Annotated in this window: 21 protein-coding genes and 2 tRNA genes; 15 read left to right on the forward strand and 8 right to left on the reverse strand. The window is 40.6% G+C overall.

Annotation, left to right across the window (positions count from 1 at the left end; translation table 11 throughout):
- The first annotated feature begins 38 nt into the window (after nt 1-38).
- Nucleotides 39-257 carry a cold shock domain-containing protein CspD gene (cspD, locus tag B4F91_RS15020; protein ID WP_004586755.1) on the forward strand — a complete coding sequence of 73 codons (219 nt, stop codon included), beginning with the start codon at nt 39-41 and terminating at the stop codon, nt 255-257.
- 449 nt (nt 258-706) lie between these two features.
- Nucleotides 707-2,929, forward strand: a complete 2,223-nt coding sequence (locus B4F91_RS15025; RefSeq protein WP_286937832.1) for an NADP-dependent isocitrate dehydrogenase — start codon at nt 707-709, stop codon at nt 2,927-2,929.
- Nucleotides 2,930-3,074: 145 nt separating this feature from the next.
- On the opposite strand, the gene B4F91_RS15030 is transcribed toward B4F91_RS15025, so the two are convergent.
- From B4F91_RS15030 to B4F91_RS15040, 3 genes are all read right to left on the reverse strand, one after another.
- Nucleotides 3,075-4,319: an amidohydrolase family protein gene (locus B4F91_RS15030; RefSeq protein ID WP_024033483.1), complete on the reverse strand. Its 1,245-nt coding sequence runs from the start codon at nt 4,317-4,319 to the stop codon at nt 3,075-3,077.
- A gap of 10 nt (nt 4,320-4,329) precedes the next feature.
- Nucleotides 4,330-5,712 (reverse strand): amidohydrolase, encoded by a 1,383-nt coding sequence (locus tag B4F91_RS15035; RefSeq protein ID WP_054982614.1) that lies wholly within the window; start codon nt 5,710-5,712, stop codon nt 4,330-4,332.
- Between the two features lie 100 nt (nt 5,713-5,812).
- Complete coding sequence (locus B4F91_RS15040) at nt 5,813-6,598, reverse strand: hypothetical protein (RefSeq protein ID WP_096739531.1); 786 nt, start codon at nt 6,596-6,598, stop codon at nt 5,813-5,815.
- Nucleotides 6,599-6,847: 249 nt separating this feature from the next.
- On the opposite strand from B4F91_RS15040, the gene B4F91_RS15045 reads away from it, so the two are divergent.
- Complete coding sequence (locus B4F91_RS15045; protein WP_054982616.1) at nt 6,848-7,213, forward strand: DUF3718 domain-containing protein; 366 nt, start codon at nt 6,848-6,850, stop codon at nt 7,211-7,213.
- Between the two features lie 49 nt (nt 7,214-7,262).
- On the opposite strand, the gene B4F91_RS15050 is transcribed toward B4F91_RS15045, so the two are convergent.
- Complete coding sequence (locus B4F91_RS15050; RefSeq protein ID WP_029772433.1) at nt 7,263-7,955, reverse strand: hypothetical protein; 693 nt, start codon at nt 7,953-7,955, stop codon at nt 7,263-7,265.
- 109 nt (nt 7,956-8,064) lie between these two features.
- Here B4F91_RS15050 and B4F91_RS15055 point away from each other — a divergent pair, with 109 nt between their 5' ends.
- Both B4F91_RS15055 and B4F91_RS15060 read left to right on the forward strand, forming a co-directional pair.
- Nucleotides 8,065-8,928: a fructosamine kinase family protein gene (locus B4F91_RS15055; protein ID WP_004586762.1), complete on the forward strand. Its 864-nt coding sequence runs from the start codon at nt 8,065-8,067 to the stop codon at nt 8,926-8,928.
- A 197-nt stretch (nt 8,929-9,125) separates the two neighbouring features.
- Nucleotides 9,126-9,329: a CPXCG motif-containing cysteine-rich protein gene (locus tag B4F91_RS15060; RefSeq protein WP_004586763.1), complete on the forward strand. Its 204-nt coding sequence runs from the start codon at nt 9,126-9,128 to the stop codon at nt 9,327-9,329.
- Here the strand turns inward: B4F91_RS15060 and B4F91_RS15065 are convergent.
- Nucleotides 9,326-9,952: a riboflavin synthase gene (locus tag B4F91_RS15065; RefSeq protein WP_024033478.1), complete on the reverse strand. Its 627-nt coding sequence runs from the start codon at nt 9,950-9,952 to the stop codon at nt 9,326-9,328. The two genes, B4F91_RS15060 and B4F91_RS15065, sit on opposite strands and share 4 nt — an antisense overlap.
- A 128-nt stretch (nt 9,953-10,080) precedes the next feature.
- On the opposite strand from B4F91_RS15065, the gene B4F91_RS15070 reads away from it, so the two are divergent.
- The 10 genes from B4F91_RS15070 to B4F91_RS15115 all read left to right on the forward strand — a co-directional run bounded on the left by B4F91_RS15070 (nt 10,081) and on the right by B4F91_RS15115 (nt 21,610).
- The gene (locus tag B4F91_RS15070; protein WP_024033477.1) at nt 10,081-11,430 is read left to right on the forward strand and encodes an MATE family efflux transporter; all 1,350 of its coding nucleotides are present in this window, start codon (nt 10,081-10,083) and stop codon (nt 11,428-11,430) included.
- Nucleotides 11,423-12,469: a DUF3080 family protein gene (locus B4F91_RS15075; RefSeq protein WP_286937834.1), complete on the forward strand. Its 1,047-nt coding sequence runs from the start codon at nt 11,423-11,425 to the stop codon at nt 12,467-12,469. The genes B4F91_RS15070 and B4F91_RS15075 overlap by 8 nt, the downstream gene beginning before the upstream one ends.
- Nucleotides 12,470-12,582: 113 nt before the next feature.
- A tRNA-Val gene (locus tag B4F91_RS15080) sits at nt 12,583-12,659 on the forward strand.
- 45 nt (nt 12,660-12,704) lie between these two features.
- A tRNA-Val gene (locus tag B4F91_RS15085) sits at nt 12,705-12,781 on the forward strand.
- Nucleotides 12,782-13,319: 538 nt separating this feature from the next.
- The gene (locus B4F91_RS15090) at nt 13,320-14,966 is read left to right on the forward strand and encodes a sensor domain-containing diguanylate cyclase (RefSeq protein WP_286938551.1); all 1,647 of its coding nucleotides are present in this window, start codon (nt 13,320-13,322) and stop codon (nt 14,964-14,966) included.
- A 248-nt stretch (nt 14,967-15,214) separates the two neighbouring features.
- Nucleotides 15,215-15,871 carry a carbonic anhydrase gene (locus tag B4F91_RS15095; protein WP_286938552.1) on the forward strand — a complete coding sequence of 219 codons (657 nt, stop codon included), beginning with the start codon at nt 15,215-15,217 and terminating at the stop codon, nt 15,869-15,871.
- 421 nt (nt 15,872-16,292) lie between these two features.
- Complete coding sequence (gene nirB / locus B4F91_RS15100) at nt 16,293-18,869, forward strand: nitrite reductase large subunit NirB (protein ID WP_286938554.1); 2,577 nt, start codon at nt 16,293-16,295, stop codon at nt 18,867-18,869.
- Complete coding sequence (gene nirD / locus B4F91_RS15105; protein WP_286938555.1) at nt 18,856-19,209, forward strand: nitrite reductase small subunit NirD; 354 nt, start codon at nt 18,856-18,858, stop codon at nt 19,207-19,209. The genes nirB and nirD overlap by 14 nt, the downstream gene beginning before the upstream one ends.
- Before the next feature lie 11 nt (nt 19,210-19,220).
- Nucleotides 19,221-20,087, forward strand: coding sequence for a uroporphyrinogen-III C-methyltransferase (gene cobA, locus B4F91_RS15110; protein ID WP_286938556.1), 867 nt, complete (start codon nt 19,221-19,223; stop codon nt 20,085-20,087).
- Nucleotides 20,088-20,356: 269 nt separating this feature from the next.
- Nucleotides 20,357-21,610, forward strand: a complete 1,254-nt coding sequence (locus B4F91_RS15115; protein ID WP_029771678.1) for a nitrate regulatory protein — start codon at nt 20,357-20,359, stop codon at nt 21,608-21,610.
- Nucleotides 21,611-21,641: 31 nt separating this feature from the next.
- On the opposite strand, the gene lepB is transcribed toward B4F91_RS15115, so the two are convergent.
- The 3 genes from lepB to B4F91_RS15130 all read right to left on the reverse strand — a co-directional run bounded on the left by lepB (nt 21,642) and on the right by B4F91_RS15130 (nt 23,751).
- The gene (gene lepB, locus B4F91_RS15120; protein ID WP_004586775.1) at nt 21,642-22,292 is read right to left on the reverse strand and encodes a signal peptidase I; all 651 of its coding nucleotides are present in this window, start codon (nt 22,290-22,292) and stop codon (nt 21,642-21,644) included.
- A 138-nt stretch (nt 22,293-22,430) separates the two neighbouring features.
- On the reverse strand, nt 22,431-22,685 hold the full coding sequence (locus B4F91_RS15125; RefSeq protein WP_004586776.1) for a DUF2999 family protein: 255 nt from the start codon (nt 22,683-22,685) through the stop codon (nt 22,431-22,433).
- A gap of 103 nt (nt 22,686-22,788) precedes the next feature.
- Nucleotides 22,789-23,751 carry a zinc-binding dehydrogenase gene (locus B4F91_RS15130; RefSeq protein ID WP_286938558.1) on the reverse strand — a complete coding sequence of 321 codons (963 nt, stop codon included), beginning with the start codon at nt 23,749-23,751 and terminating at the stop codon, nt 22,789-22,791.
- Between the last annotated feature and the right edge of the window lie 98 nt (nt 23,752-23,849).

Genomic DNA, 23,849 nt, shown 5'->3' on the forward strand with positions numbered 1-23,849 from the left:
ATAACTAAATTAGTCAACTTATAGAAGGATGTAGAAGTATGGCTTGTGGTAAAGTCAAATGGTTCAACAACGCCAAAGGTTTTGGTTTCATCGTAGAAGACGGCTGCGAGAATGATATTTTCGCTCATTACTCAACGATTGTAATGGACGGTTATAAGACACTTAAAGCTGGTCAGGATGTAACATTCGAGCTAGAACAAGGCCCTAAGGGCTTACACGCTAAAAACATTGCGCCTAACGGCGACATTTTAGAGTGATCAAAAATTTGTTCGACTAAAGCGAGCGACCTAATTTAGATCCTCGCTTAATTCCCCACTTACCATTCAACTCTCTTCTTATTACTAAATTGCTCCTGTACACGCTAAATTCAACCCTTTTCCTTGATTTTATTTTATATACCCCAATGTTCTAACAGTTACCTGCTAATTAAGGCTGTTCAAAAGCGCAAGCGCTAGCCCTTTTTAAACAAGCTTGTTACACTCTTGTTGCTAAATTACGCGGTTACATTTTAGCTTATGCTTTTACGCGGCTAAAATACGTGTACTTTGCAACCTATAAAAATCAGTTAGTCAGGTGTGACTATTCTGCCTTTTGGCATATTATGAGTACCGACACCTAACAAACTGCTTGTTAACGCAACCATGCGCTAATGAGTTTCTTTGCATTGTTGAATACGGCCACTGCGGCCTACTATCTAGGAATGATGATGACATCAAAAATTATCTACACTAAAACGGACGAAGCTCCGGCGCTAGCAACCTACTCGTTGCTACCAATTATCCAAGCCTATACAAATGCGGCAGGTGTTGAAGTTGAAACTCGCGATATCTCATTAGCAGGTCGTGTAATTGCAAACTTCGCTGATTACCTTACTGAAGAGCAACGCATCGGCGATGCGCTTGCAGAGCTTGGCGAACTTGCAAAAACACCAGAAGCAAACATCATCAAATTACCAAATATCAGTGCATCTGTACCGCAATTACGCGCTGTAATTAAAGAGCTTCAAGAAAAAGGCTACGCACTACCAGAGTACCCTGCTGAGCCTAAAAATGATGAAGAAGCTAAAATTAAAGCAACTTACGACAAAATTAAAGGCAGTGCTGTAAACCCAGTATTGCGTGAAGGTAATTCAGATCGTCGTGCACCAGGTTCTGTTAAAGAATATGCACGCAATAACCCTCATTCAATGGGTGCGTGGAGCAAAGACTCACAATCATACGTTGCAAGCATGAGCGAAGGTGACTTCTTTGGTTCTGAGCAATCTGTAACTGTTGATGCAGCAACTGATGTACGTATTGAGCACGTAGCGATTAATGGCGATGTGACTGTACTTAAACAAAGCACGCCGCTAATTGCTGGCGAAGTAATTGATGCATCGCGCATTAGCGCAGCTAAACTACAAGCGTTTTTAGCAGCAGAAATTGATGCAGCTAAAGAAAAAGGCGTATTATTTTCGCTTCACATGAAAGCGACAATGATGAAAGTATCTGACCCTATTATTTTTGGTCACGCGGTAAAAGTTTTCTACAAAGACGTATTTGCTAAACACGGCGAGCTTTTTGAAGAGCTAGGTGTTGATGTAAATAACGGTTTAGGCGACGTTTATTCTAAAATTCAAACATTAGATGATGCTAAGCGCGAAGAAATTGAAGCAGACATTCAAGCGGTTTACGCTGAGCGTCCTGCTATTGCAATGGTTGATTCTGACCGTGGCATTACTAACTTACACGTTCCAAGCGATGTGATCATTGATGCGTCTATGCCTGCTGCCATTCGTTCAAGCGGTCAAATGTGGAACAACGACGGTAAACTACAAGACACTAGCTTTGTGATCCCAGATCGTAGCTACTCAAGCGTTTACCAAGCTACAATTGATTTTTGTAAAGAAAACGGCGCGTTCGATCCTACCACTATGGGTAGCGTACCAAACGTAGGCCTAATGGCTCAAAAAGCAGAAGAATACGGTTCTCACGATAAAACGTTTGAAGCAAAAGCGGATGGTTCTATTCGTGTTGTTGATGCAAATGGCACAACATTACTTGAGCACACTGTTGAGCAAGGCGATATTTGGAGAATGTGTCAGGTTAAAGACGCACCAATCCAAGATTGGGTTAAGCTTGCTGTAAACCGTGCACGTGCTACGGGCGTACCTGCTATTTTCTGGTTAGATGAAAATCGTGCTCACGATGCAGAGCTAATTAAAAAGGTAAACAAATACTTACCAGATCACGATACTGATGGCCTAGACATTCAAATTTTAGCACCGCTTGAAGCAACTTTGTTCTCATTAGCGCGTATTAAAGAAGGTAAAGACACTATCTCTGTAACGGGTAACGTATTACGTGACTACCTAACAGATTTATTCCCTATTTTAGAGCTGGGTACCAGTGCTAAAATGCTTTCTATTGTGCCACTAATGAACGGTGGTGGCTTATTTGAAACTGGCGCAGGTGGTTCAGCACCTAAGCATGTTCAACAGTTCGAAAAAGAAAACCACTTACGTTGGGATTCGTTAGGCGAGTTTTTAGCACTAGCGGCTTCGCTTGAGCACCTAAGCGTGAATACAGGCAACAAAAAAGCACAAGTACTTGCTGACACACTAGATAAAGCAACAGGTACGTTCTTAGCTGAAAACAAGTCGCCTTCACGTAAAGTAAAAGAAATTGATAACCGTGGTTCTCACTTCTTCTTATCTTTATTCTGGGCACAAGAGCTGGCTAAGCAAGACGAAGACAGCGAGCTTAAAGCGCAATTTACACAAATTGCGAGCGATTTAGAAACGCAAAAAGAGCAAATCGTAAGCGAGCTTAACGATGCACAAGGTCCTTCAATGGATATTGGTGGTTACTTCCAACCAAATGATGATGCAGCGTTTAAAGCAATGCGCCCAAGTGCAACGTTTAACGAAATTTTATCTAAATTAGTATAATTTTAGATTAAATAAAAAAACCGCTTACGTTTAAAGTAAGCGGTTTTTTTGTGTCTTTATTTTATATAAAAAGGCCGCTACTTTAACTTTAAAGTAGCGGCCTTTAATAATTAACCTGAATTTTGGATAATTAAAGCTATATTAATTATTTTGTATATGCTCGCGGCATAGATGACTCAGTGGTATAGCGCTCACGCAGTTTATCTTGGCGCGACTGCGTAGATACTTCTTCACCGTTAATAATCATTTTACTTACATGGCTACTTAGCTCAAATGGGTCGTTACTCCATACAACCACATCGGCAGCTTTACCTACTTCAAGGCTACCTGCATTTATGCCAAATACGTCGGCTACATTGGATGTAACAGCATTAAGTGCACCTTGCTGGCTCATGCCGTACGAAACTGCATTACCGGCATCAAAACGAAGCTGGTAAATATTATGGCTGGCATCGCCGCCCACAGTTAAAATAACTTTTACCCCAGCTTTTTCAAGCGCGGCTGCGTTATCTAAACTGGCATGTAAAGAGTCAAAGCTTGAAGGTAAGCTATCCATAGCACTCATAATTACTGGTACTTGCGCTTTAGCAATCTGCTCTTTAACAACAACAGCATCTTGTGCACCATTGAGCACTAAATTAATACCAAATTGCTCTTTAACTTTAAGTAGCTCAATAATATCAGCCGCACGAGATACACCCACTACAAGTGGCATATCGCCGCTAAGTACTTTAACCATTACTTTATCTTCAGTACTTGGGGTGCTGTCGTCGTCTTTTTTAGGCTTTTTAGCTGCTTTTGTTTGGTGCTCTTCAAGCTTATTAATTAGCGTTTGCAATGTAAATGCGCGCGAGCCCTTACTGCGCTCACCTAAATAAACCACTAATGCAGCTTGTTTTTGTATGTCGCCTTGTAAATCACCGCTTAAATCAACAACGCTTGCTAAGCCCGAAAAAATACTATCGCCACCATGCGGGGTAATTACATCGCGGGTTACACCGCCTTTACGTGCATACGGGATAAGGCTTGAGTGAGCGTTATAAGCAAGGCTTACATCAAAATCAATGCCTGCTTTTTCTTCGCCTGCATCGCGTGACCCTGCAACTGCACTTACTTCCACTAAGCCAAGTTGATTAATGCTAGCAATAAAACCTGGGGTTACAATTTGCCCATTCGCATCAATAACTTTATCTGCTTGTACTTGCTGTGGATTAATAGCGGTAATTTTACCGTTATCCATAACAATGCTGGCGTTTTCTAAAACGCCTTGCTCGGTTGCTGTATGCAGCGTGGCATTAATAATAGCAAGCGATTGTGCATTGGCTGCACCTGAGGCTAATAGTCCGGCAGCAACCAGAGATAGCGAAAACGAACGTGATAAATTTTTCATTCTGGGCTCCTTATTGTTGGCCTAACATAAAATCACTTTGTGCTTGAAATGCGCTATCGTTTCTATCGTAAACTTTTGCGCCATCAATAAATACTTGTTCAGCTTTTGCGTAAACGCTAAATGGGTTTTGGTTCCAAATAACCACATCGCCTTGCTTACCTGCTTCAAGCGAACCAGTTTTATCTTCAATACCTAATGATTTAGCCGCGTTTGAGGTGATCCACTTAATCGCGTGCTGCTCCGAAATATCAAAACCATTTTCGTTTGCACGGTACATTACTTTACCCGCTTCTTGGTTTAAGCGCTGAATAGTGGTGTCGGAGTCAGAATGCACAATAGCACACGAATTTTTTACCGCATCAACAATAGCTACGTTTTCTTGAACCATGTCGTAGGCTTCCATTTTAAAGCCCCACCAATCTGGCCAAAGTGCAGCACACGAGCCATTTTCAGCCAATAAATCTGCAATTTTATAAGCTTCTACACCGTGATGGAACGTACCTGCGTGATAGCCAAATTCTTTTGAAAGGTCGATCATCATCGCCATTTCTTCAGCTTTATAACAGTGATTATGAATTAACACTTCACCTTCAATTACCGCTCGAAGAGTATCGTGCTTAATATCGCGAACTGGTGCTTCTGGGTTTAAACCTGCTTCATAATCGGCGTCGTACTTATCCCAAGCACGTTTGTACTCTTGTGCTTCTGCCCAAGCCATACGGTAACCAGCCATGTTACCCATACGGGTGGAAGGCAAAGTACCTTGGCGACCATATACGCGTTTTGGGTTTTCACCACAGGCCATTTTTAAGCCATTAGGCGCATCAGGGAATTTCATTGCTTGCATGGTATGCGCAGGAATGTTTTTAAGTGTTACGCCACGGCCACCAAATAAGTTAGCTGAGCCTGGTAAAATTTGTAGTGAAGTAATACCGCCTTCGCGCGCGCGGTTAAAGCCAGGATCTTGAGGCCATACCGAATGCTCTACCCACACCTCAGCTGTATTTGGGCTGGTCATTTCGTTTCCGTCTTGATGAGACTCAACCGATGGGCTTGGATAAGCACCTAAGTGAGAGTGTACGTCAATAATACCTGGGGTAACCCATTTGCCCTGTGCATCAATGGTTGCATCTGCATTGGCCGATAAGTCTTTACCTACTTGTTGTACTTTACCATCAACAAGTAACACATCGGCGTCATCTAAGCGCTCGCCAGTGCCAGTAAGTACTGTTGCATTGATAATTAATGTGCTTTTACTTGCAAGCGGTGTGTAGGTACTTGGGTATGGGTTTTTATTAATGGTAATTTTTGCATCTTGTGGGCCGTTTTCTTGGCAACCAACAAGGGCAGCAGCTAAACCAACTGCTAACAATGAGGGAGCAAATTTTTGCATGTTGTTAGGTTCTCCTGTTTTTTTGCTACTTTAGCTAAAGCGGCGTAATAAAGCTAAAAAAACAGGTAAAAAAGCGATTAAATGAGTTAAACGGCTGTAATTATTTTTTTATATAATTGTTATACAGCTTTTCAAGTGCGCCTTCGGTTGTAAGCGATGGGTCTTTGTTTATAAAGTGTTTTACGGTGCGAGTTACAAAGTCTGAGTTTTGCTTATGTTGCTTAGCAAAATCCTTAATTAATGTATTACCATCGCTTGCTGCTGTCACTTTATCATGGCGATGACGGTACTGGCTAAGTGCCCTATTAAAGTCGCCGTTATAATCCTCTACCAATATTTTATAAAAGTCACTTTTTTGAACTTTAAGTACGTTAATACAGTAATTTAATGCCTCTTTAAAGTCGGTAAAAACGCTCCCTTCTACATCAAACTCTTTAGTTTTTTCGCGTACGGTCACGCGGGCTTCTTCGGTGGCATATGTAAAGCCTGTAAACGCTAAACGCTCAGATGCCTCTTTACCTAATTTCATACCCGCTTGAATGCTGTGCGCAAATTCGTCACTCATTTCACTTAATTCGTTTTCTTCCCACATATTATAAACACGCAGCGCCTTAGCGTACTTATTAGAGAGCTTTTTTTTAAGTTTTGTAAAACGCTCATCTATCGTCATTAGCCTTTCATTATGCAATAAGGCATGGCACTCATAACACGCGGCAATAGAGACAAAGTCGGCCTCTTCGCCTAAATCAATAATGCTCTGTAGCATATGTAACGGCGGGCAATGATCGCGCTCTGTGGCTTCGCATCCACAATAAAAACATTGGTTAAAATGCTTGTGTTCGCAGGCATACGCTTGCTGGTAATAGCTGGCTAACGTTTTGCTCACTGGTTCTCCTAAAAATTAAGCGCGTAAATAATGGGGGCGATAATAGCAGGCTGAGAAAATATGTCAGTAGCTATAAAATAATTTTGTCTAAGTGTGTCAAAAACACATTTATTAGGGCTTAAATTCAGTCACCTAGCTTAAGTGTGTATTTTTAAACATACCTGCTTACACCTTGTTGCGTTTGGTTAACAGCTTTTTAGTTTGAATCGCTCAATAATAAAGCTGAACCACAAACAATGAGGACTAATTATGAACACGTTAAAAGCTACTTTATGCACAACTATGGTACTAGGCGCTACTTTACTAATTGCAAAACCAGCATTAGCCACCCAATTTGTCGCGGCCGATTCATCGCCAGGTACACAGGCTTGTATGGCTGTTGCAGCTAATAAATCGTACGTAGTACGTAAAGCGTCACGGGATTTAAATATAAGCAAAGCGGTAATGAGCAAAAAGCTGCACTGTAATAACTTATCAATGGGCGATTTTGTTACTTTGTATAACCTTGATAAAAGCGCAAATTATTTAAATATTGATACCAGTACTCGTACATCAATTAAAGACTTAGCTAAATCGTACAACCCAGAAAAAGTAATCATCACAGGGCCAAAATAGTATTGCGTTAACACAAAATTAAGCCTGCTTTGTAAGCAGGCTTAGTTTATTAAATAATGGCCGCAATTAAGCCAAATAAACCGCCAAACACACCGCCCCATACTACTAGCCAACCTAAATGCTCACGTATCATAGTTTGAATAATGTCTTTAACCATTTTTGGGGTGAGTTCATTTAAACGCTCATCAACTAATTTAAGTACCGTAGCATGTAAGCTTTGTGCGCTATTCCCTTGTGATAACGTATCGTTTACTAGCACTTTAAAATCGTCTGTTTGGCTAATTTGCGCAAGTGATAGCTGCATTTTTTCAATAAACTTTTCTCGCATTGGCTCTATAGCCGCTGTGCCACCAAACATACCTAACATACTGCCAAACTGTGATTGCTCTATTACTTGAAGTAGGTTGTCGAATGCAGGGTTTAAATCAACCTTAGTAATAATGCCCTCAAAGTCGATATTAGGTTGTGCTTTGCTAAGTAGGTTATTAATTTTTTGCTCAGAGAAAAACTCAGTCAAAATTAAATTACGAATAGCCACTTTAAAACTTTCAAATTTTAGAGCAATAACACCCGAGCCATATAACAAAGGTACTTTTTCAAATAACATATGAACAGCCAATAAGTTTGTGACAGCACCAGATAGCGCAAATAACCCCACCGATAACACAATAGCGTGGTTAAAAAAGTAGCCTATAACTACACACAAGACAGCAAGCAAATTGGTGATAAAACTTTTGTTCATTGTTACTCCATTAGCATTTTTTATATCGTTAATTTTACAACGATTAGTTTGTTAAATTAATACTTTTTTGCCATAGTTTAAGTATCTGTTTAAAAGGCGAGCAATTGATATGTGGAAAACAGTAAACGAGCACATTAGCCAAGCCATTCATTATGACTTTAAACATACTTACAAACGTCAGCTGCAAAGTACAAATACCGATAAACTCTATCAACTCACCGATGGAAAACACAATTACCTGGTTAAAATTGCCCTTAAAAGCGAACTAGATCGTCTAGAAAGCGAAGCAATAGGACTTAAGCAGCTCACCCAAAATAGTGTTTTTATGGTGCCCGACTGCATTGTAACAGGTGCTAATATTGAATTTTCGTTTATTGTACTTGAATGGTTAGTACTTGATAAACAGCCCCACACGCATTGGCACGATATGGGTAAACAACTGGCTATGCTGCACCAAAAGCACGACCAAGCAATGTTTGGCTTTGATGTAGATAATTACCTAGCCACTACCGTGCAACCAAACCAATGGCATAAAAAATGGGACTTATTTTACGCAGAAGAGCGCATAGGTTGGCAACTGCAACTATTAGCCGAAAAAGGCATTCAGCTTGTAGAGCCTGAGCTATTAATTAATTTGGTAAAAGAGCAATTGCACAGCCATATTGTGGAGCCCTCTTTAGTACATGGCGACTTTTGGCGAGGAAATATGGGCTTTATCAAAAATGTACCGACCTTATTTAATCCCGCTTGTTATTACGGAGACCGCGAGGTAGATATTGCAATGAGCGAGCTATTTGCCCCCTTACCTGATGATTTTTATAACGCCTATAACGCGCAATACCCATTAAGCGAAAACTATAAAAAGCGCAAAGCTATATACCAACTTTACCCTATTTTAAATCACGCAAATATATTTGCAGGGCACTACCTTACTCAGGCTAAGCAGCATATTGATGAACTGCTATCGCTTTAAATAATAACGCCTTATAAGGCGTAAAATAACTGTCATAATCGTTGCTTCAGCACTATATTTAAAAAGGATGTTTTTTAGGCTCAATACCTTGTTGTTTAGTTCAGTTTTGAGCCATCAAGTTGTTGCTAGTATAACTGCACAACTTAATTAATGTGTATCAATAAGTTAATTCTTACCTTGGTACTATTGGAGTGATTATGAAAGATTTTTTATCACAACGTATCACGTGCCCACACTGTGGCAACCACATACACCTAGACATTGACGCAAGTATGGGGGATCAAGACTACGTAGAAGAATGCAGTGCCTGTTGTAACCCTATTCATTTAAACATGCACATAGACCATGCTCATAAAAAATTAGAGTTACACATAGACAGCGACGATGAACAAATTTTTTAGCCTTGGTGGCGTAAGTAATTTTCTACCGTGTTAATAATGGTATAAGTTTGCTGATCAACTTCTATATTTAGTTCATCACCCACTTGAGCGTTACCTAAATTTGTAATGGCCAGCGTTTCGGGGATCAGGTGTAACCAAAACCCCTGCTCGTCAATTTCGCCCACGGTTAAACTTGCGCCATTTATTGCTACAAAGCCTTTGTACAAAACATACTTTTGCCATTTAGTAGGTAAGCTTAACTGAATTTTACAGTTATTTTGTTGCTTAACTATTTGCCCGATTTGGGCAGTGCAGTGTATGTGCCCCGACACAATATGCCCACCTAATTCAGTACCAAAGGTTACTGAGCGCTCATAATTAACTAAGCTACCTAGTGCAAGCTTGCCTAAATTCGTTAGTAATAGTGTTTCATCAATTACATCAAAATGTACTTGTGCCACTACATCGTGGTTACTTAATTCAACTTTAACCACTGTTAAACAACAGCCATTAATTGCAATGCTGGCGCCTAAATCTAAATGTTTAACGTATTCATCACCTACCGATACAACTAAACGTAAAACCCCTTCTGTGTGCGTGGTAGATACAACAGTAGCTTGAGTTTGAACGATTCCTGTAAACATAAAATCACTTAAAATTATTACAAAGTGCTAGTTTAACGTATCAACTCGTAAAATCATTCACAACAGTGATTTTTATTTGAAACACAATCGATTACAATTGCGCCCTGTTTTATCAAATAGCTGTTTTTATGACCTTTAGTAGCTGGGAAGCCAAACGTTTAATCACCCTTGCCGTACCTGTATTTTTAGCACAAGTAACACTCGTTTTAATGTCGGTGGTCGACACCATTATGGCAGGCCAAGTAAGTCCAACAGATTTAGCTGCGCTGTCGATTGCAACCGGTATATGGAACCCGTTATTACTGGCACTGCAAGGTATTTTGCTCGCGTTAACCGGTATTATTGCCCAATTTGCGGGCGCTAATGATAAAAAAGGCATTAGCCACTATTTTCAGCAAGCTCTGTATTTAACCGCTATTTTAAGCGCAATTGGTTTTGGTATAGCCAACCTAGCCGATATAGTGATTTTAAAACTCGATACAACCCCCGCTATCGCAAGCCTTGCGTACGACTATATCCATTTTGTGAAATGGGGAGCCTTTGGCTTTTTAATTTTTACCGTTTATCGCAATATGACCGAAGGCATGGGGATGACAAAACCCGCTTTTTATATCAGTTTACTGGGCCTTGGCGTTAATATTCCGGCTAACTATATTTTTATAAATGGTTTATTTGGCTTACCAGCCTACGGCGGTGCAGGTTGTGGTATTGCTACGGCATTGGTACTGACTGTAATGGCTGTTGCACAAGTAACGTATTGCCAGTTTAGTAAAAAAATCGATGCAAAAGCCCTGCTGGCAAATTTTGAAAAGCCCAATATTAAAACCATTGGGATTATTACTAAATTAGGTATACCCATTTCGTTGGCTACCTTTTTTGAAATTACGCTATTTGCGTGTATACCTTTATTTATTGCACACTTAGGTGCTGTTGCAGTGTCGGGCCATCAAATTGCGGGAAGCGTGACCGCGTTATTATTTATGATGCCACTGAGCTTATCTATCGCCATTAGTATTCGTATTGGTAATTTATTTGGTCAAAACCATTTAAGCCAATTAAAAACTGCTATATCAACCAGCTACATATTAGCCATTGCTATTGCGTTATTTTTAGCTTTTATAACCTTTATTGGCCGCGATTTAATAAGCCAACTATACACCGACAGCCCAGCCGTTATTGCATTAGCGACCTCAATTATGATTTTGGCATGTATTTATCAAATACCTGATGCACTTCAAGTCGCTGCGAACGGCATTTTAAGAGGTTTAAAACATACGCAGCCTATATCGTATATAACGTTTATATCTTACTGGTTAATCGGTTTTGCTTTAGGCTACGTATTGGGAAGAACAGATTTAATTGTGCCCGCCATGGGGCCGCACGGTTTTTGGATAGGTATTATTTTTGGTTTAACCGTTGCTGCTGTATGGCTTATGTTCACCGTTAATAAGCGATTAAAGCAGGCGCCATTTGTATAAAAATGCACGAACATTAATACCGAGCAAAACATGGTTAAGTTATATATTAGCTGTGTGTTGCGCCGTGCTTGCTGGGTGTTCAAAAGCGCCTAGCAACACTTATCAAACATACATAGCACGCTTAAGTAATACCCTTGAAGCCCAAGCCCCAAGTTTAAGTAAACCTGTAGCAATTAGCCCGCTTTTACCACCTAACACGCTTTTAAACTCCGCCACCATTAGCTTGATTGAACTTGCCAGCTTAAGCCATTGTAAGCTCAGCTTACTTATTAGTGAGCACAACAATCAGCTTGGTAAAACGGCCGGACATGCCGGTGTTTTAAAGTATCAAATAGAGTTTGTGCAAAATGCACAGCAGTGCTTAAGCACGCTTGAGCCTAACTCAGCAGTTTATAAAACCCTATTAAAAGCAAAAACACATAAAGAGCAAACACTAAACCACTACTTTAATTTAATGTTGTATAACGAATTTGAGCTAAAAAACACGTGGCAAGCTAGCAGCTCAGAGCTTTCTGCTTCCCCTGCAGGGTTTAGCGACACGGTAGCGGCCATGCAGCAGCTTGCACTCATAAAACAACACATACTCAATAAACACTACTTAAAAATTAACTCCGCAGACATTTTTAACGCGTTAGAGCAGCTGAATAAGTACCGTTTTAACCAATTACTCATTTATACTGCACGGCTGCAAATAGCGTTTAATAATTCAGCCACGCGATTTATCGAATCGCAATCCATCGATGAAATATGCCCAGCAGGAAAAAATAAAAAAGTAGCCAATATCGTCAGTAACGTGTTTCAAAAGTATTTCCTTAAAGAAATACAGCCTTATCAGGCTAATTTAGCAGGCTACCTTGAAACACTTTTACCTTTGTATAACCAACTGTGGTTTGACCAAGCCATAACAAATAAGCAAATAAATACTTTGATAGCGCTGGATTCACAAAACAATCTACTAAACCAGCTTAAAGGCTCAGCCAAAAAACACGTTACCTGGTGGCAAAACTTTTATAAAACGTGTGAAATCAGCCCAATATGAATAAAAAAACGGCAAATAAACGTAAAAGCAACAAACTTGCTTGATTCACCACTCACCACGCTATATATTAGCGGCCGCTGATAATTAAATTTATCGCATCTTAATTAGGTAATACGACCGTAGCTCAGTTGGTTAGAGCGCTACCTTGACATGGTAGAGGTCGGTGGTTCGAATCCACTCGGTCGTACCAAATTTATTCTTCCCTCTGAATAAATATAATTAAGATACTATTTGTACGACTGTAGCTCAGTTGGTTAGAGCGCTACCTTGACATGGTAGAGGTCGGTGGTTCGAATCCACTCAGTCGTACCAAAACTATTCCTCCCTCTGAATAAATATAATTAAGATACTATTTGTACGACTGTAGCTCAGTTGGTTACAGCGCTACCTACTCTCTATGCCCACGCCGAAATCGTTGGTTCGAATCCACTCAGTCGTACCAAAACTATTCTCCCCCTCTGAATAAATATAATTAAGATATTATTTGTAGGACTGTAGCTCAGTTGGTTAGCGCGCTACCTGCTCTCTATGCCCACGCCGAAATCAGTTGTTCGAATCCACTCTGTCGTATCAAATTTATTCATTCCACTGAATCAATTTAATTAAGCAATTAATAGTTCAATCATAGCTCAGTTGGTTAGAGCACTATCTACTTTAAATCCTAACTAATACTGCAAACACCCGCGGTGTTTATAAATTCGTTTAAACAAAAACGCCCTCGTATTACTTATTTATTAATGCAGTTTGTTATTTAAAGCCAAATTAAGCCATTACTTAAAGGCGATAATTTTGTTTGATTTATATACTATTTGTTTACAATTTGATTATAATCGCTTAGTGGTTTTTTAAAGTGAGTTTAGGTATGGTGCGGGTTGGTATATTAACAGTATTCTTTTTCTGTGCTTTGTTTAGCCCGCTAACACCTGCTTATACACTTAATAACAACATTACCCTAGAGGATGATAACCTGTGGCGCCCTGTCACAGCATTCAATGCGCCTCCTTCTGCACAGCAAGTAATTACATCTTATAAAAACGCTAGTGAAACGAGTAACCTGCTCGGTAAAAGTGGCGCTGTAGTAACAAAAATTGCGCTAAATAACCCCACCACTGGAGATTGGTATGTGCTGCCGCAAGCCAACTTTATCGACGTTGGTTTAGCCTATTGGCAAACCGAACAGGGGGATATAGTTAAGCTTGCTGATTTTTCGCAGTCTCACGTTAATCAACCGGCAATTTTAATGCATGGACAAGCATTTAAATTGCCCTTTTATGCGCCAAGCAGTGGCTATTTATGGATATATTTAGAAGCCAAACACTATCCAACGCCAGTTGATTTAAGTATTTTAAGCGAAGGTGTATTTTTGCATCATCAGTTTTATATAAACTCATTAAGCCTTATTACTATTTCTGTCATGCTCACTTTAGCAATGATGGCCTTTGTAATGTTTTTGAGAGTAAAGCAAAAAGTGGCTTTGTTTTGTGCTGGGTATGTCGGTTTGCACGGTCTAGGCTGGGCGTTTGCTTCGGGCGCTGTAAATACAATTTATGCCAGCCCCTCTTTTAATAAGCATTACTTAGGTATTTATTTATTCTCCTTTGCTGTGAGTTGCGCAGCAGCATTTACCTACTACCTGTTTAATTTCGATAAAGAAAAAGCCAATAAGCTTGGGAGTGCTTTAAAATACTTTACCGTTAGCGCATTTGTATGCGGTATCTGCAGCCTATTTATGCCCTTTTATTTAGTGTTTTATATCGCGCACTTTTTAGCAGCTGTATGGGTTATGCTTAGCTTAACCACCGGGTTTGCCATGCTTAGCCTGAACGATTTTAGAGCCAAGTATTTTTTATTTGGAAATATGCTCTATAGCCTGTCATTAGTAGTATTCGTTGCATTTCATTTTGATTTAATAAATGCGACCTCATCAGAAATACTTGTGCTGCTAGCCTTAGCAATAGATTGTGTGTGTATTGTGCTGTCTTTGTCTGAGTGGCTAAAGTTAAAACAGCACGAATTTAGTACCTTGTTACATGAATCTCGCTTTGATCCTCTAACCCAAGTAGGCAACCGACTACTATTAAATGATGAGCTGATTAAACTTGCACACAGTGCTTACATCATTGTGTTTATAGATTGTGATGGAATAAAAAAAATAAACGATGCGCTTGGGCACGCTAAAGGTGATGCGTTTTTAATAAATGCAGCAAAATTAATGACACAGCATCTAGCGCAAGACGGCACCGTGTTTAGAACCGGGGGCGATGAATTTATTTGGTTATGTAATGTCAAAAACAAATCACACCTTCCCCAACTAAAAGCCACACTTACCCAAAAGCTCACCGCATTACATCGCACTATTCAGCAGCAATGGCCACAATCAGGTATTAGTTATGGCATAGCATCTAGCGATGAGTGCCAGAGCCATACCGAGTGTTTAACCTTAGCGGATCAGCGCATGTATAGCTTAAAATCAGCCCATAAACTTAAAGCAAGTTAAGCTAATAACCTCCTCAACCACCTTTTTCGCCACTTACCGCCTTTTATTTTACTCGAAGCCTCTGCTAGGTACGCTCATGTATTCGCCAATAACTTCATGCACGTGTGTCGCCCTTTGATCGTGCGTATGAAATTTATTAAACAGTGTAATAGTACAAAACAAACAAGAACAAAGTTATAATGGCGCTAATTTGTCAGGCGAATAAAGCTATAAATAACACGATTAAATTACACCAATAGGAGTTGTACATGGAACATATTATTTCGGGCGTAGCTAAGTTTCAAAAAGAAGTTTACCCATCAAAAAAAGCAGCGTTTCAAAAACTAGCCAATGGTCAAAACCCAGAAGTGTTATTTATCACCTGTGCCGACTCGCGTATTGATCCTAACTTAGTGACTCAAACTGAACCCGGTGAATTATTTATTTGTCGTAACGCGGGCAATATTATCCCGCCACATAGTAATCAAACCGGCGGTATGACAGCCTCAATTGAATTTGCGGTGGCTGCACTGGGCGTATCGCACATTATTATTTGTGGGCACTCGGATTGTGGCGCAATGAAAGGCGCTATAAATACTGAAGGTTTATCAAGCTTACCGCACGTTAAAGAGTGGCTTGGCCACAGCCGCGTAGCAACTGAAGTTGTAAAAGAAAAATGCGGTTGCGCAGAGCTGAACAATTACGACCACCTAGGCTTAGTAATTGAAGAAAACGTAGTACAACAACTACAGCATATAAAAACACACCCTGCTGTGGCTGCAAAAATTGCAACCGGTCAAGTTAAGCTACACGGTTGGGTATATGATATAGAATCTGCAGAAATTAAAACCTACGATGAAGCAACGGGCAGCTTTAAACCTGTTGAAGATACCGATGTAGAAACCCTAGCGAAGCAAAGCAAGTAAAGCCGCTTTACAGAATTAATGCGCTTACTGTTATTTTTATCTCAAAATAACAGAGCGCATTTTTTATTTATAGCCTAAACGCTTACCCCTCGTTATTAGTTAACGGCACAAAATGCACTTTTGTTGACTAAACACCACATTGTAGCCTCATTATGTGCACTCCCATAGTGCTAGCACCGCACCAAAACAACTCAAATATGCGTAAGTAAAACCATTTAAAAGTAATGTAGCTATTAAAAAACAAACACTTATAAAAATGGCCGTGTTTTTGCTTATATGATAACCATACCGTTCGTTATTAAAACGACACACATTTAGGTTGTTATGACCACAGGCAAAGAAGCCCGCTCGCAGTTGCATTAATTTGTAACTGTGGCGGGCTTTTTTGTTTTTAAATTAAACCGTCATTGAGGGGATACCAATGCAAACACCAACAAAAATACTCATTATTGGGAATGGGATGGTTGGGCACCATTTTGTAGAGCAAATGCGCCAAAGCGACGCTAACGCGCACATTACCGTACTGTGTGGAGAAGCAAATTTAGCTTATGACCGTGTTTACTTATCCAGCGTGTTTGATGGTAAAACAGCCGCCGATTTAGCCCTAACCACTTTTGATAATTATCAGCAGTTAAATATAAATGTGCATACTAACCAGTGGGTTAATGAAATAGATAAAACAAACAAGGTAGTTAGCACTCAAACCGGCGATAAATTTAATTACGATAAACTTATTTTAGCAACAGGGTCGTACCCGTTTGTGCCGCCAATTAAAGGGAATGACCAACCCCATTGCTTGGTTTACCGTACCCTAGAAGATTTAGAGCAAATAAAAGCAAGCGCTGCGCAAAGTAAAAGTGGCGTAGTGATAGGTGGCGGCTTGTTAGGGCTTGAAGCAGCCAATGCAATTAAGCAACTTGGGCTTGATACTCATGTAGTTGAGTTTGCACCCCAACTTATGGCGGTACAACTTGATGAACAAGGTGGCACGCTTTTAAAAAACAAAATTGAAAAATTGGGCGTAAGCGTGCATACCGCTAAAGCCACCAGCGAAATAGTAAAAGGCGAAACGAGCCGTTACAGATTAAATTTTTCAGATGACACGTTTTTAGAAACCGACTTAATTTTGTTCTCGGCCGGTATTCGCCCATACGATGAGCTTGGCAAAGTGGCCGAACTTGAATTAGGGCAACGTGGCGGCATTGTAATAAATAACCAATGCCAAACATCAAACCCAGATATATATGCTATTGGCGAATGTGCCTTATGGGACAAAAAGCTTTTTGGCTTAGTCGCCCCGGGATATAACATGGCTCGCGTGGTTGCAAGCCAACTTACAGGCGGCGAACTTGAGTTTTTAGGCGCCGATATGAGCACAAAATTAAAACTACTCGGGGTAGAGGTAGGCTCAATTGGCGATGCCCACGCTAAAACCCCCGATTGCAAAGAGCTAATTTATCAAGATCCTATTCGTGATTGTTATAAAAAAATTATTTTAAATGAGGCAGGCAACAAGTTATTAGGCGCAGTGCTTGTTGGCGATACTAGCGATTACGACACACTGTTGCAGTACATGTTAAACGACATGGAATTACCCGCACACCCTGAGTGCCTCATTTTACCTGATAGCGAAGGAGCGCCTGTTTTAGCGGGAAATGACCTGCCCGATACTGCCACTATTTGTTCGTGCCACAATGTAGGCAAAGGCGACATTGTGGATGCAATTGATGGCGGCTCATGCGATTTATCTGCAGTTAAAGCTTGTACCAAAGCCGCCAGCGGCTGTGGTGGTTGTGCCGCATTATTAAAATCGGTAGTCGACAGTGAACTTCAAAGCCGTGGGGTTGAAGTTAACAACCATGTGTGTGAACACTTTGCTTTTTCGCGCCAAGAGTTACTGCATTTAGTAAAAGTAGAAAGCATTAAAACTTTTGATGATTTGCTCGCTAAACATGGCAGCGGTCATCACGGCTGTGAAATATGCAAACCTGCAGTGGCCTCTATTTTAGCTTCAACGTGGAATGAGTTTATTTTAGAACCCGCTCATGTTGGCCTGCAAGACACCAACGATACTTACCTTGCAAATATGCAAAAAGATGGCTCTTACTCTGTCGTTCCCCGTATAGCAGGTGGCGAAATTACCCCCGACAAACTTATTGTTATTGGTCAAGTTGCCAAAGACTTTAACCTGTATTGTAAAGTCACAGGTGGGCAGCGTATCGACTTATTTGGCGCACGCCTTGAAGAGCTCCCTATTATTTGGGAAAGACTTATTGCAGCCGGTTTTGAAACCGGTCACGCTTATGGTAAATCGCTCAGAACCGTTAAATCATGTGTTGGCAGTACGTGGTGTCGCTATGGAGTACAAGACAGTGTTGGCCACGCGATTGCAATTGAAAACCGCTACAAAGGTTTACGCGCCCCGCATAAATTTAAAATGGCCGTATCGGGTTGTACTCGCGAATGCGCTGAGGCACAAAGCAAAGATATAGGCGTAATAGCAACCGAAAATGGCTGGAACTTATACGTATGTGGAAATGGCGGTATGCGCCCGCGCCATGCTGATTTATTTGCTACCGATTTAGATACCGAAACACTCATTAAATACATTGACCGCGTGATCATGTTTTACATTAAAACCGCCGATAAACTGCAGCGCACCTCAGTGTGGATGGAAAATTTAGAGGGCGGGTTAGATTATTTAAAAAGCGTAGTAATAGACGACAGCCTAGGTATTTGCCATGAGCTTGAAACCCAAATGGCGCTTATAACTAAAACTTACGCCTGCGAATGGAAAAAAGCAGTCGAAAGTCCAGAGGCTTCAAAACGGTTCCGCCAATTTATTAATAGCCCAGATGCCGATAGCAATATTTTATTTGTACAAGAGCGCAACCAAATTCGCCCCGCCACTGAGTCTGAAAAACGTAACCAGCAAAATTCGACAAACCGTATCCCCGTAATGGAAATTGAGCAGGAGCAAGCTGATGTATTGGCATAAAATTGGAACAACCGACGACCTAGTTGCTAATAGTGGCGTATGCGCATTAGTAAACAACCAGCAAGTGGCCATATTTTATGTTCCACAAAATAGTGAGCCTGTGTTAGCCATTAGCAACTACGACCCGATAGGCAAAGCCAATGTACTATCGCGCGGCATTATTGGCTCTATTGATGGAAAATTAGTAGTGGCCTCCCCTTTGTATAAGCAACATTTTTGTTTAAATACCGGCGAATGCCTAGAAGCAGAGGCAATACAGCTCCCCGTATTTGAAGCCAAAATAGACAATGGCAATGTCTTTGTTAGCGCTGAGCCAAAAGCCATTACAGTGTTAGCATAAGGAGCAATAAAATGAGTGTTCTTTCGTATTTTTCGGGTATTGAAAGCCCATGGCTAAACAAGTTTGTTAATAAACTCACTCAAGATACAAAGCACAAAGCTAAACATCAAAAAAACGGCCACGTGTATTTAATAGGGGCAGGCCCTGGCGATGCTGAGCTTATAACGGTGAAAGCGCAGCGCCTGATTGCAGCAGCCGACGTGGTATTGTACGACAGCCTAGTTAGTGAAGCGCTTTTAAATACACTGCCTAAACATGCGCAGCGAGTGTATGTAGGTAAACGCGCAGGCAAGCACTCTATGCCACAAGCTGCCATTAGTGCCTTATTAGTAAAATACGCACAACAAGGGTTTAAAGTTGTTCGTTTAAAAGGTGGCGATCCCAGTATTTTTGCGCGCATTAATGAAGAAGCCAACGCCCTATCACAGCACAATATTAATTTTGCTATTGTCCCGGGCGTTACTACCGCGTGTGCAGCCTCAGCTTATACTGGTATACCGCTTACTGCTCGCGATGTGGCCCGAAGTGTTACCTTTTTAACGGCGCAATTTGCCGATCCTAATAAACTCCCTAATTGGCACAACTACACCTATGTACAAGGCTCTAATAACCCCACGCTAGTCGTCTATATGGGATTAGGACGTTTAAACGCATTAAGTACTGGTTTGCAATCGGTTGGCTGGCCTAAAACAACCCCTATCGCATTGATAGAAAATGCCACCACCAACCAGCAAAAAATAATAACCAGCACGCTTGAGAAAATTACTAGCGAGAGTGCGGTGCACACATTAACGGGCCCTTCGCTAATTATGGTTGGCGAGGTAATAAATCATCAAATGGCTATCAGCCCAGCGTTGCTGCAATGTAGTAACGCATAAATTCCCCCTCTGGTGTTTGCTCTGTGCAGTTTACAGAGTAAACACTTTTTTCCCCTTGTTCATGAAGGGCGCAATCGAGTGCAAAAACAACTATTTTTGCACCAAAAAGGTTTATTCCTGTAATAAGGACAGATAAGTTAAAATGGGAACAAATAACAAGTATGGCTTTAAGCGGCTGTTTTAATTTAATTTTAAATTCAATCGAAAATTTTTTAAATGATTGGAACAGTGGTTGCACTTTATATACAAAAAAGTGTGGAATAAGTCCTATGTTATCGAGCAATCCTCTCACAAAACAGTTTTTATTAGCAGCAAAATACCAAGAAATTCATGCCTTAAAACAGCTTCAAAAAAGCTGTGCATCGCTTACTAAACTGGGCGATTTTATACATCAGTTACAAAAAGAGCGCGGCATGAGCAATATTTATTTAGCCTCTAACCGCAAACGTTTTGCCTCGCAATTAAAACAACAAATTAGCTTAACAGAGCAAACCCAAACGCAGTTTTACCACTCAATTAAAACGACCTTTATTACCGATAACGCCGACACGGGCCACACCCGTTTGTACAATTTAATTACCCATAGTTTGCAATCGTTAGAGGCGCTGCCAGAGCTGCGACAACAAATAGCAAATCAAAAAATTACCCCTGTGCATGCAACTCAATCGTATACACAGCTTATTTCGTGTTTGCTAAATATAATTTTAGAAGCCGCCGATGGCGCAAGCGACCCGCGCGTTACACGATTGCTAGTGGCTTATTTTAATTTTATGCAAGGTAAAGAATACGCCGGACAAGAACGTGCCTGTGGCGCGCAAGCGTTTGCATCAAGTAAGTTTACCGTGGAGCAAAAACAACAGCTTGCTCATTTTGTTCAACAACAGCATCACAGCTTTACGTTTTTTAACGAATACGCCGACGAACACGTATTAAAATGCTATCGCTCGTTAACTGATCACCCCGTAAATAAGCAAGTGGATCAGCTACGCGGGCTTTTACAAAATTTAGATGACGAAAATGCGCAGCCGCTTTCTCAGCTTAGTGAGGTGTGGTACGAGGTAACAACAACGCGTATCGATATTATGCACAAAATAGAGCAAAACCTCAGTGACTACCTTATCGACTCTGCAGCAATGCAAATTGCTCAGGCGCAGCGCACTTTAAATTCAAATAAACAAGTTATAAGCAGCCTTGAAGAACAATACATGCCAATGACCGACGGGCAACTCGCGTTTAAACAAAATACCCCCCAAAATACCGCTGCTAATAAACTCAATAGTAATAAAAGCATGTACGACCTAATCATGGAGCAAAGCCAACATATTAAGCAAATAAACCAGGCTTTAGTTGATGCTAAACGGGTAATAACAGAACAAAAAATAATACATCAGGCAAAGTATATTTTAATAGAGCAGCTAAGCCTTAGCGAAGAGCAAGCTCATAAAAAGTTGCAAAAGCAAGCAATGGACTCGCACTGCTCGCTTTATAATATTGCGCAAAAAATTGTAGAGCTAAGCGATTAAAACCTGGCGTGTGGTTAGCGCCCAAAACCCCTTAAAGTAAGGGTTTTAAAAAGCGGTTTTTACGAGGTAAGTAATAATCGTCGTAATCAAGCGACACAATAATACGCTCTGCTTTGCCAAGTAGTTCGCTGCGGGGGATTAAACCAATAACACGCGAGTCAGCACTGTGGTCGCGGTTATCACCCATTGCTAAATAATAATCTTCAGGAATAGTTATTTTATTAAAACCCGATAGCTGTGAAGGCGTATGCGCAACACGAATCGTGTGTTTGTGGCCATTTAAATCTTCTATTTTATCTAAAGAGTCAATATTGCTTTGCAAGTTATTGTATTTAAGTTTAACGCCATTAATTTCTAGCTCGTTGTTATAAAGCGCTACCGTATCGCCTGGCACACCAATTACGCGTTTAATTAACCGGTTATCAGCAGCTTGTGAGTCAAATACAATAATATCGCCTGTTTGTGGGTCGGCTAATTTAACTAAAGGAATATGCGTAAAAGGGATGCGTATATCATAAGCCATTTTATCGGTTAATATTCTGTCGCCTTCTAAAATGGTCGGTTTCATCGAGCCTGTTGGTACTTCATACCAATCGGCAACTGCGCTTCTAAACACGCTCATCAGCGCAATAAATAAAATTAATGAACGGTTATTTTTCCAAAATTTGTAAAGTGGCTTCATACCTAGTCCCTACCTATCATAAGTAATAGTATGACTAGCTTAATACCAAGCAGTTCAATCAATAATGTAACAAAAAGTGTGGTGATTTTAGGTAGAATTACCAAGGCTTATGCCTTGGTAAGGAGTAATTTGTGAAGCTTATTGTTGGTTTAGCTTGTCTTTCGCTTCTTTTACTTTTTCAAAGTCTAGGCCGAGTTCGTCGGTGGCTTCTTTAATTAAGTGCGGCTGAGTCATAACCACGGCCATTAACTGCTGTAGTTTTTCAGGCGGAATACCAAGCTCTTGTACTAATGCCATTGCCATCATTGGGTTTTGTGTAAAGGCCTCGAACAATGCTTTTACTTTTTCGTCGCTTACATTGTGCTCTTTAAGTATTGCTAGTATTGGGTTCATTTTTAACCTTGTGTGTTTTGTACGTATTTTATATTTACTAAATTATATTAGCTGAGCCATGCATTAACAACGCCAACACACGCCTCAGTGTTACATTGGGTGGTTATTCTACAAGTAATACCACTTTACCGGCATTTTCATTACGCTCTAAAATAGCATGCGCTTCGTTTGCATCGCTCCACGGTAGTGTTTTATATACGTTAAAGTCGTACTTTTTAGTAGCAATATCATTGTAAAAACGCGCAACTAAGTCATCGCGTAATTGGCGTTTAAACTCAATGCTACGGTTTCTAAGTGTTGATGCATGAAACGAAATACGTTTGCGTAATAGCGCTGCAAAATCAACCTCAGCAAAACGCCCATCTAAAAAAGCGAGCATAATAATTTGGCAATCCATGGCAGCAATAGCCGCATTTTTATTTAAATAACTGCCCGAAACAGGATCCACAATTGCATTTGCTGAAAGCTCATTTGCTTGCATATATTCTACAAAGTCAGTTGTTTTGTAGTTAATGGCATGATCGGCGCCAAGGGCTTTTGCATGTTGGCATTTTTCATCTGAGCCGGCAGTAATAACCACCGTTGCACCTGCACTTTTAGCCATTTGAATAGCCGCACCGCCTACACCACTTGCCCCTGCATGAATAAGCGCTGTTTGGCCTTGTTGTAATTTACCAAGTTCAAAAAGCGCACCAAATGCTGTTAGGTACACTTCGCTAATAGCTGCACCTTCAACCATGGTTAAATCATCTGGCAATACCATTAATTGTTTAGCATCTATGGCAACGTATTCGCTGTAAGCCCCGCCTGCGCACAAGCTAAAAATACGTTTATTAAGCCAGCTTTTATCAACATCAAAACCAAGCTCAACCACTGTGCCTGCGCACTCTAAACCTAAAATGGGGCTATCCCCAGCTGGCGCTGGGTATTTACCTTGGCGCTGCATGCAATCAGCGCGATTTACACCTATAGCAGACACTTTTACTAGCACTTCGTGGCTTTTTAAAACCGGTTTATCGGTTTCACTAAATGCAAGGGTGCCACCCTCATGAGAAATATATTTCATTAATGCTCCGTATTTAGCCTTTTAATTAGGGTCTGATAACCTTTCAGGATTAAAATTTGTTCAATCTAGGGGCCATTTAATCGCGGCGCGAGGTTTGT

It is taken from the genome of Pseudoalteromonas sp. UBA6610 (assembly GCF_002433295.1).
GTDB classification, from domain to species: Bacteria; Pseudomonadota; Gammaproteobacteria; order Enterobacterales; family Alteromonadaceae; genus Pseudoalteromonas; species Pseudoalteromonas atlantica.

Bases quoted from the DNA above. Each gene is read 5' to 3' on its own strand.
- B4F91_RS15055 (WP_004586762.1), top strand. From the start codon at position 8,065: ATGTGGAAAACAGTAAACGAGCACATTAGCCAAGCCATTCATTATGAC.
- B4F91_RS15115 (WP_029771678.1), top strand. From the start codon at position 20,357: ATGTTATCGAGCAATCCTCTCACAAAACAGTTTTTATTAGCAGCAAAA.
- lepB (WP_004586775.1), bottom strand. From the start codon at position 22,292: ATGAAGCCACTTTACAAATTTTGGAAAAATAACCGTTCATTAATTTTA.
- B4F91_RS15050 (WP_029772433.1), bottom strand. From the start codon at position 7,955: ATGAACAAAAGTTTTATCACCAATTTGCTTGCTGTCTTGTGTGTAGTT.
- B4F91_RS15060 (WP_004586763.1), top strand. From the start codon at position 9,126: ATGAAAGATTTTTTATCACAACGTATCACGTGCCCACACTGTGGCAAC.
- B4F91_RS15045 (WP_054982616.1), top strand. From the start codon at position 6,848: ATGAACACGTTAAAAGCTACTTTATGCACAACTATGGTACTAGGCGCT.
- nirD (WP_286938555.1), top strand. From the start codon at position 18,856: ATGTATTGGCATAAAATTGGAACAACCGACGACCTAGTTGCTAATAGT.
- B4F91_RS15025 (WP_286937832.1), top strand. From the start codon at position 707: ATGACATCAAAAATTATCTACACTAAAACGGACGAAGCTCCGGCGCTA.
- B4F91_RS15125 (WP_004586776.1), bottom strand. From the start codon at position 22,685: ATGAACCCAATACTAGCAATACTTAAAGAGCACAATGTAAGCGACGAA.
- cspD (WP_004586755.1), top strand. From the start codon at position 39: ATGGCTTGTGGTAAAGTCAAATGGTTCAACAACGCCAAAGGTTTTGGT.
- B4F91_RS15065 (WP_024033478.1), bottom strand. From the start codon at position 9,952: ATGTTTACAGGAATCGTTCAAACTCAAGCTACTGTTGTATCTACCACG.
- B4F91_RS15095 (WP_286938552.1), top strand. From the start codon at position 15,215: ATGGAACATATTATTTCGGGCGTAGCTAAGTTTCAAAAAGAAGTTTAC.
- B4F91_RS15070 (WP_024033477.1), top strand. From the start codon at position 10,081: ATGACCTTTAGTAGCTGGGAAGCCAAACGTTTAATCACCCTTGCCGTA.
- B4F91_RS15130 (WP_286938558.1), bottom strand. From the start codon at position 23,751: ATGAAATATATTTCTCATGAGGGTGGCACCCTTGCATTTAGTGAAACC.
- nirB (WP_286938554.1), top strand. From the start codon at position 16,293: ATGCAAACACCAACAAAAATACTCATTATTGGGAATGGGATGGTTGGG.
- B4F91_RS15035 (WP_054982614.1), bottom strand. From the start codon at position 5,712: ATGCAAAAATTTGCTCCCTCATTGTTAGCAGTTGGTTTAGCTGCTGCC.
- cobA (WP_286938556.1), top strand. From the start codon at position 19,221: ATGAGTGTTCTTTCGTATTTTTCGGGTATTGAAAGCCCATGGCTAAAC.
- B4F91_RS15030 (WP_024033483.1), bottom strand. From the start codon at position 4,319: ATGAAAAATTTATCACGTTCGTTTTCGCTATCTCTGGTTGCTGCCGGA.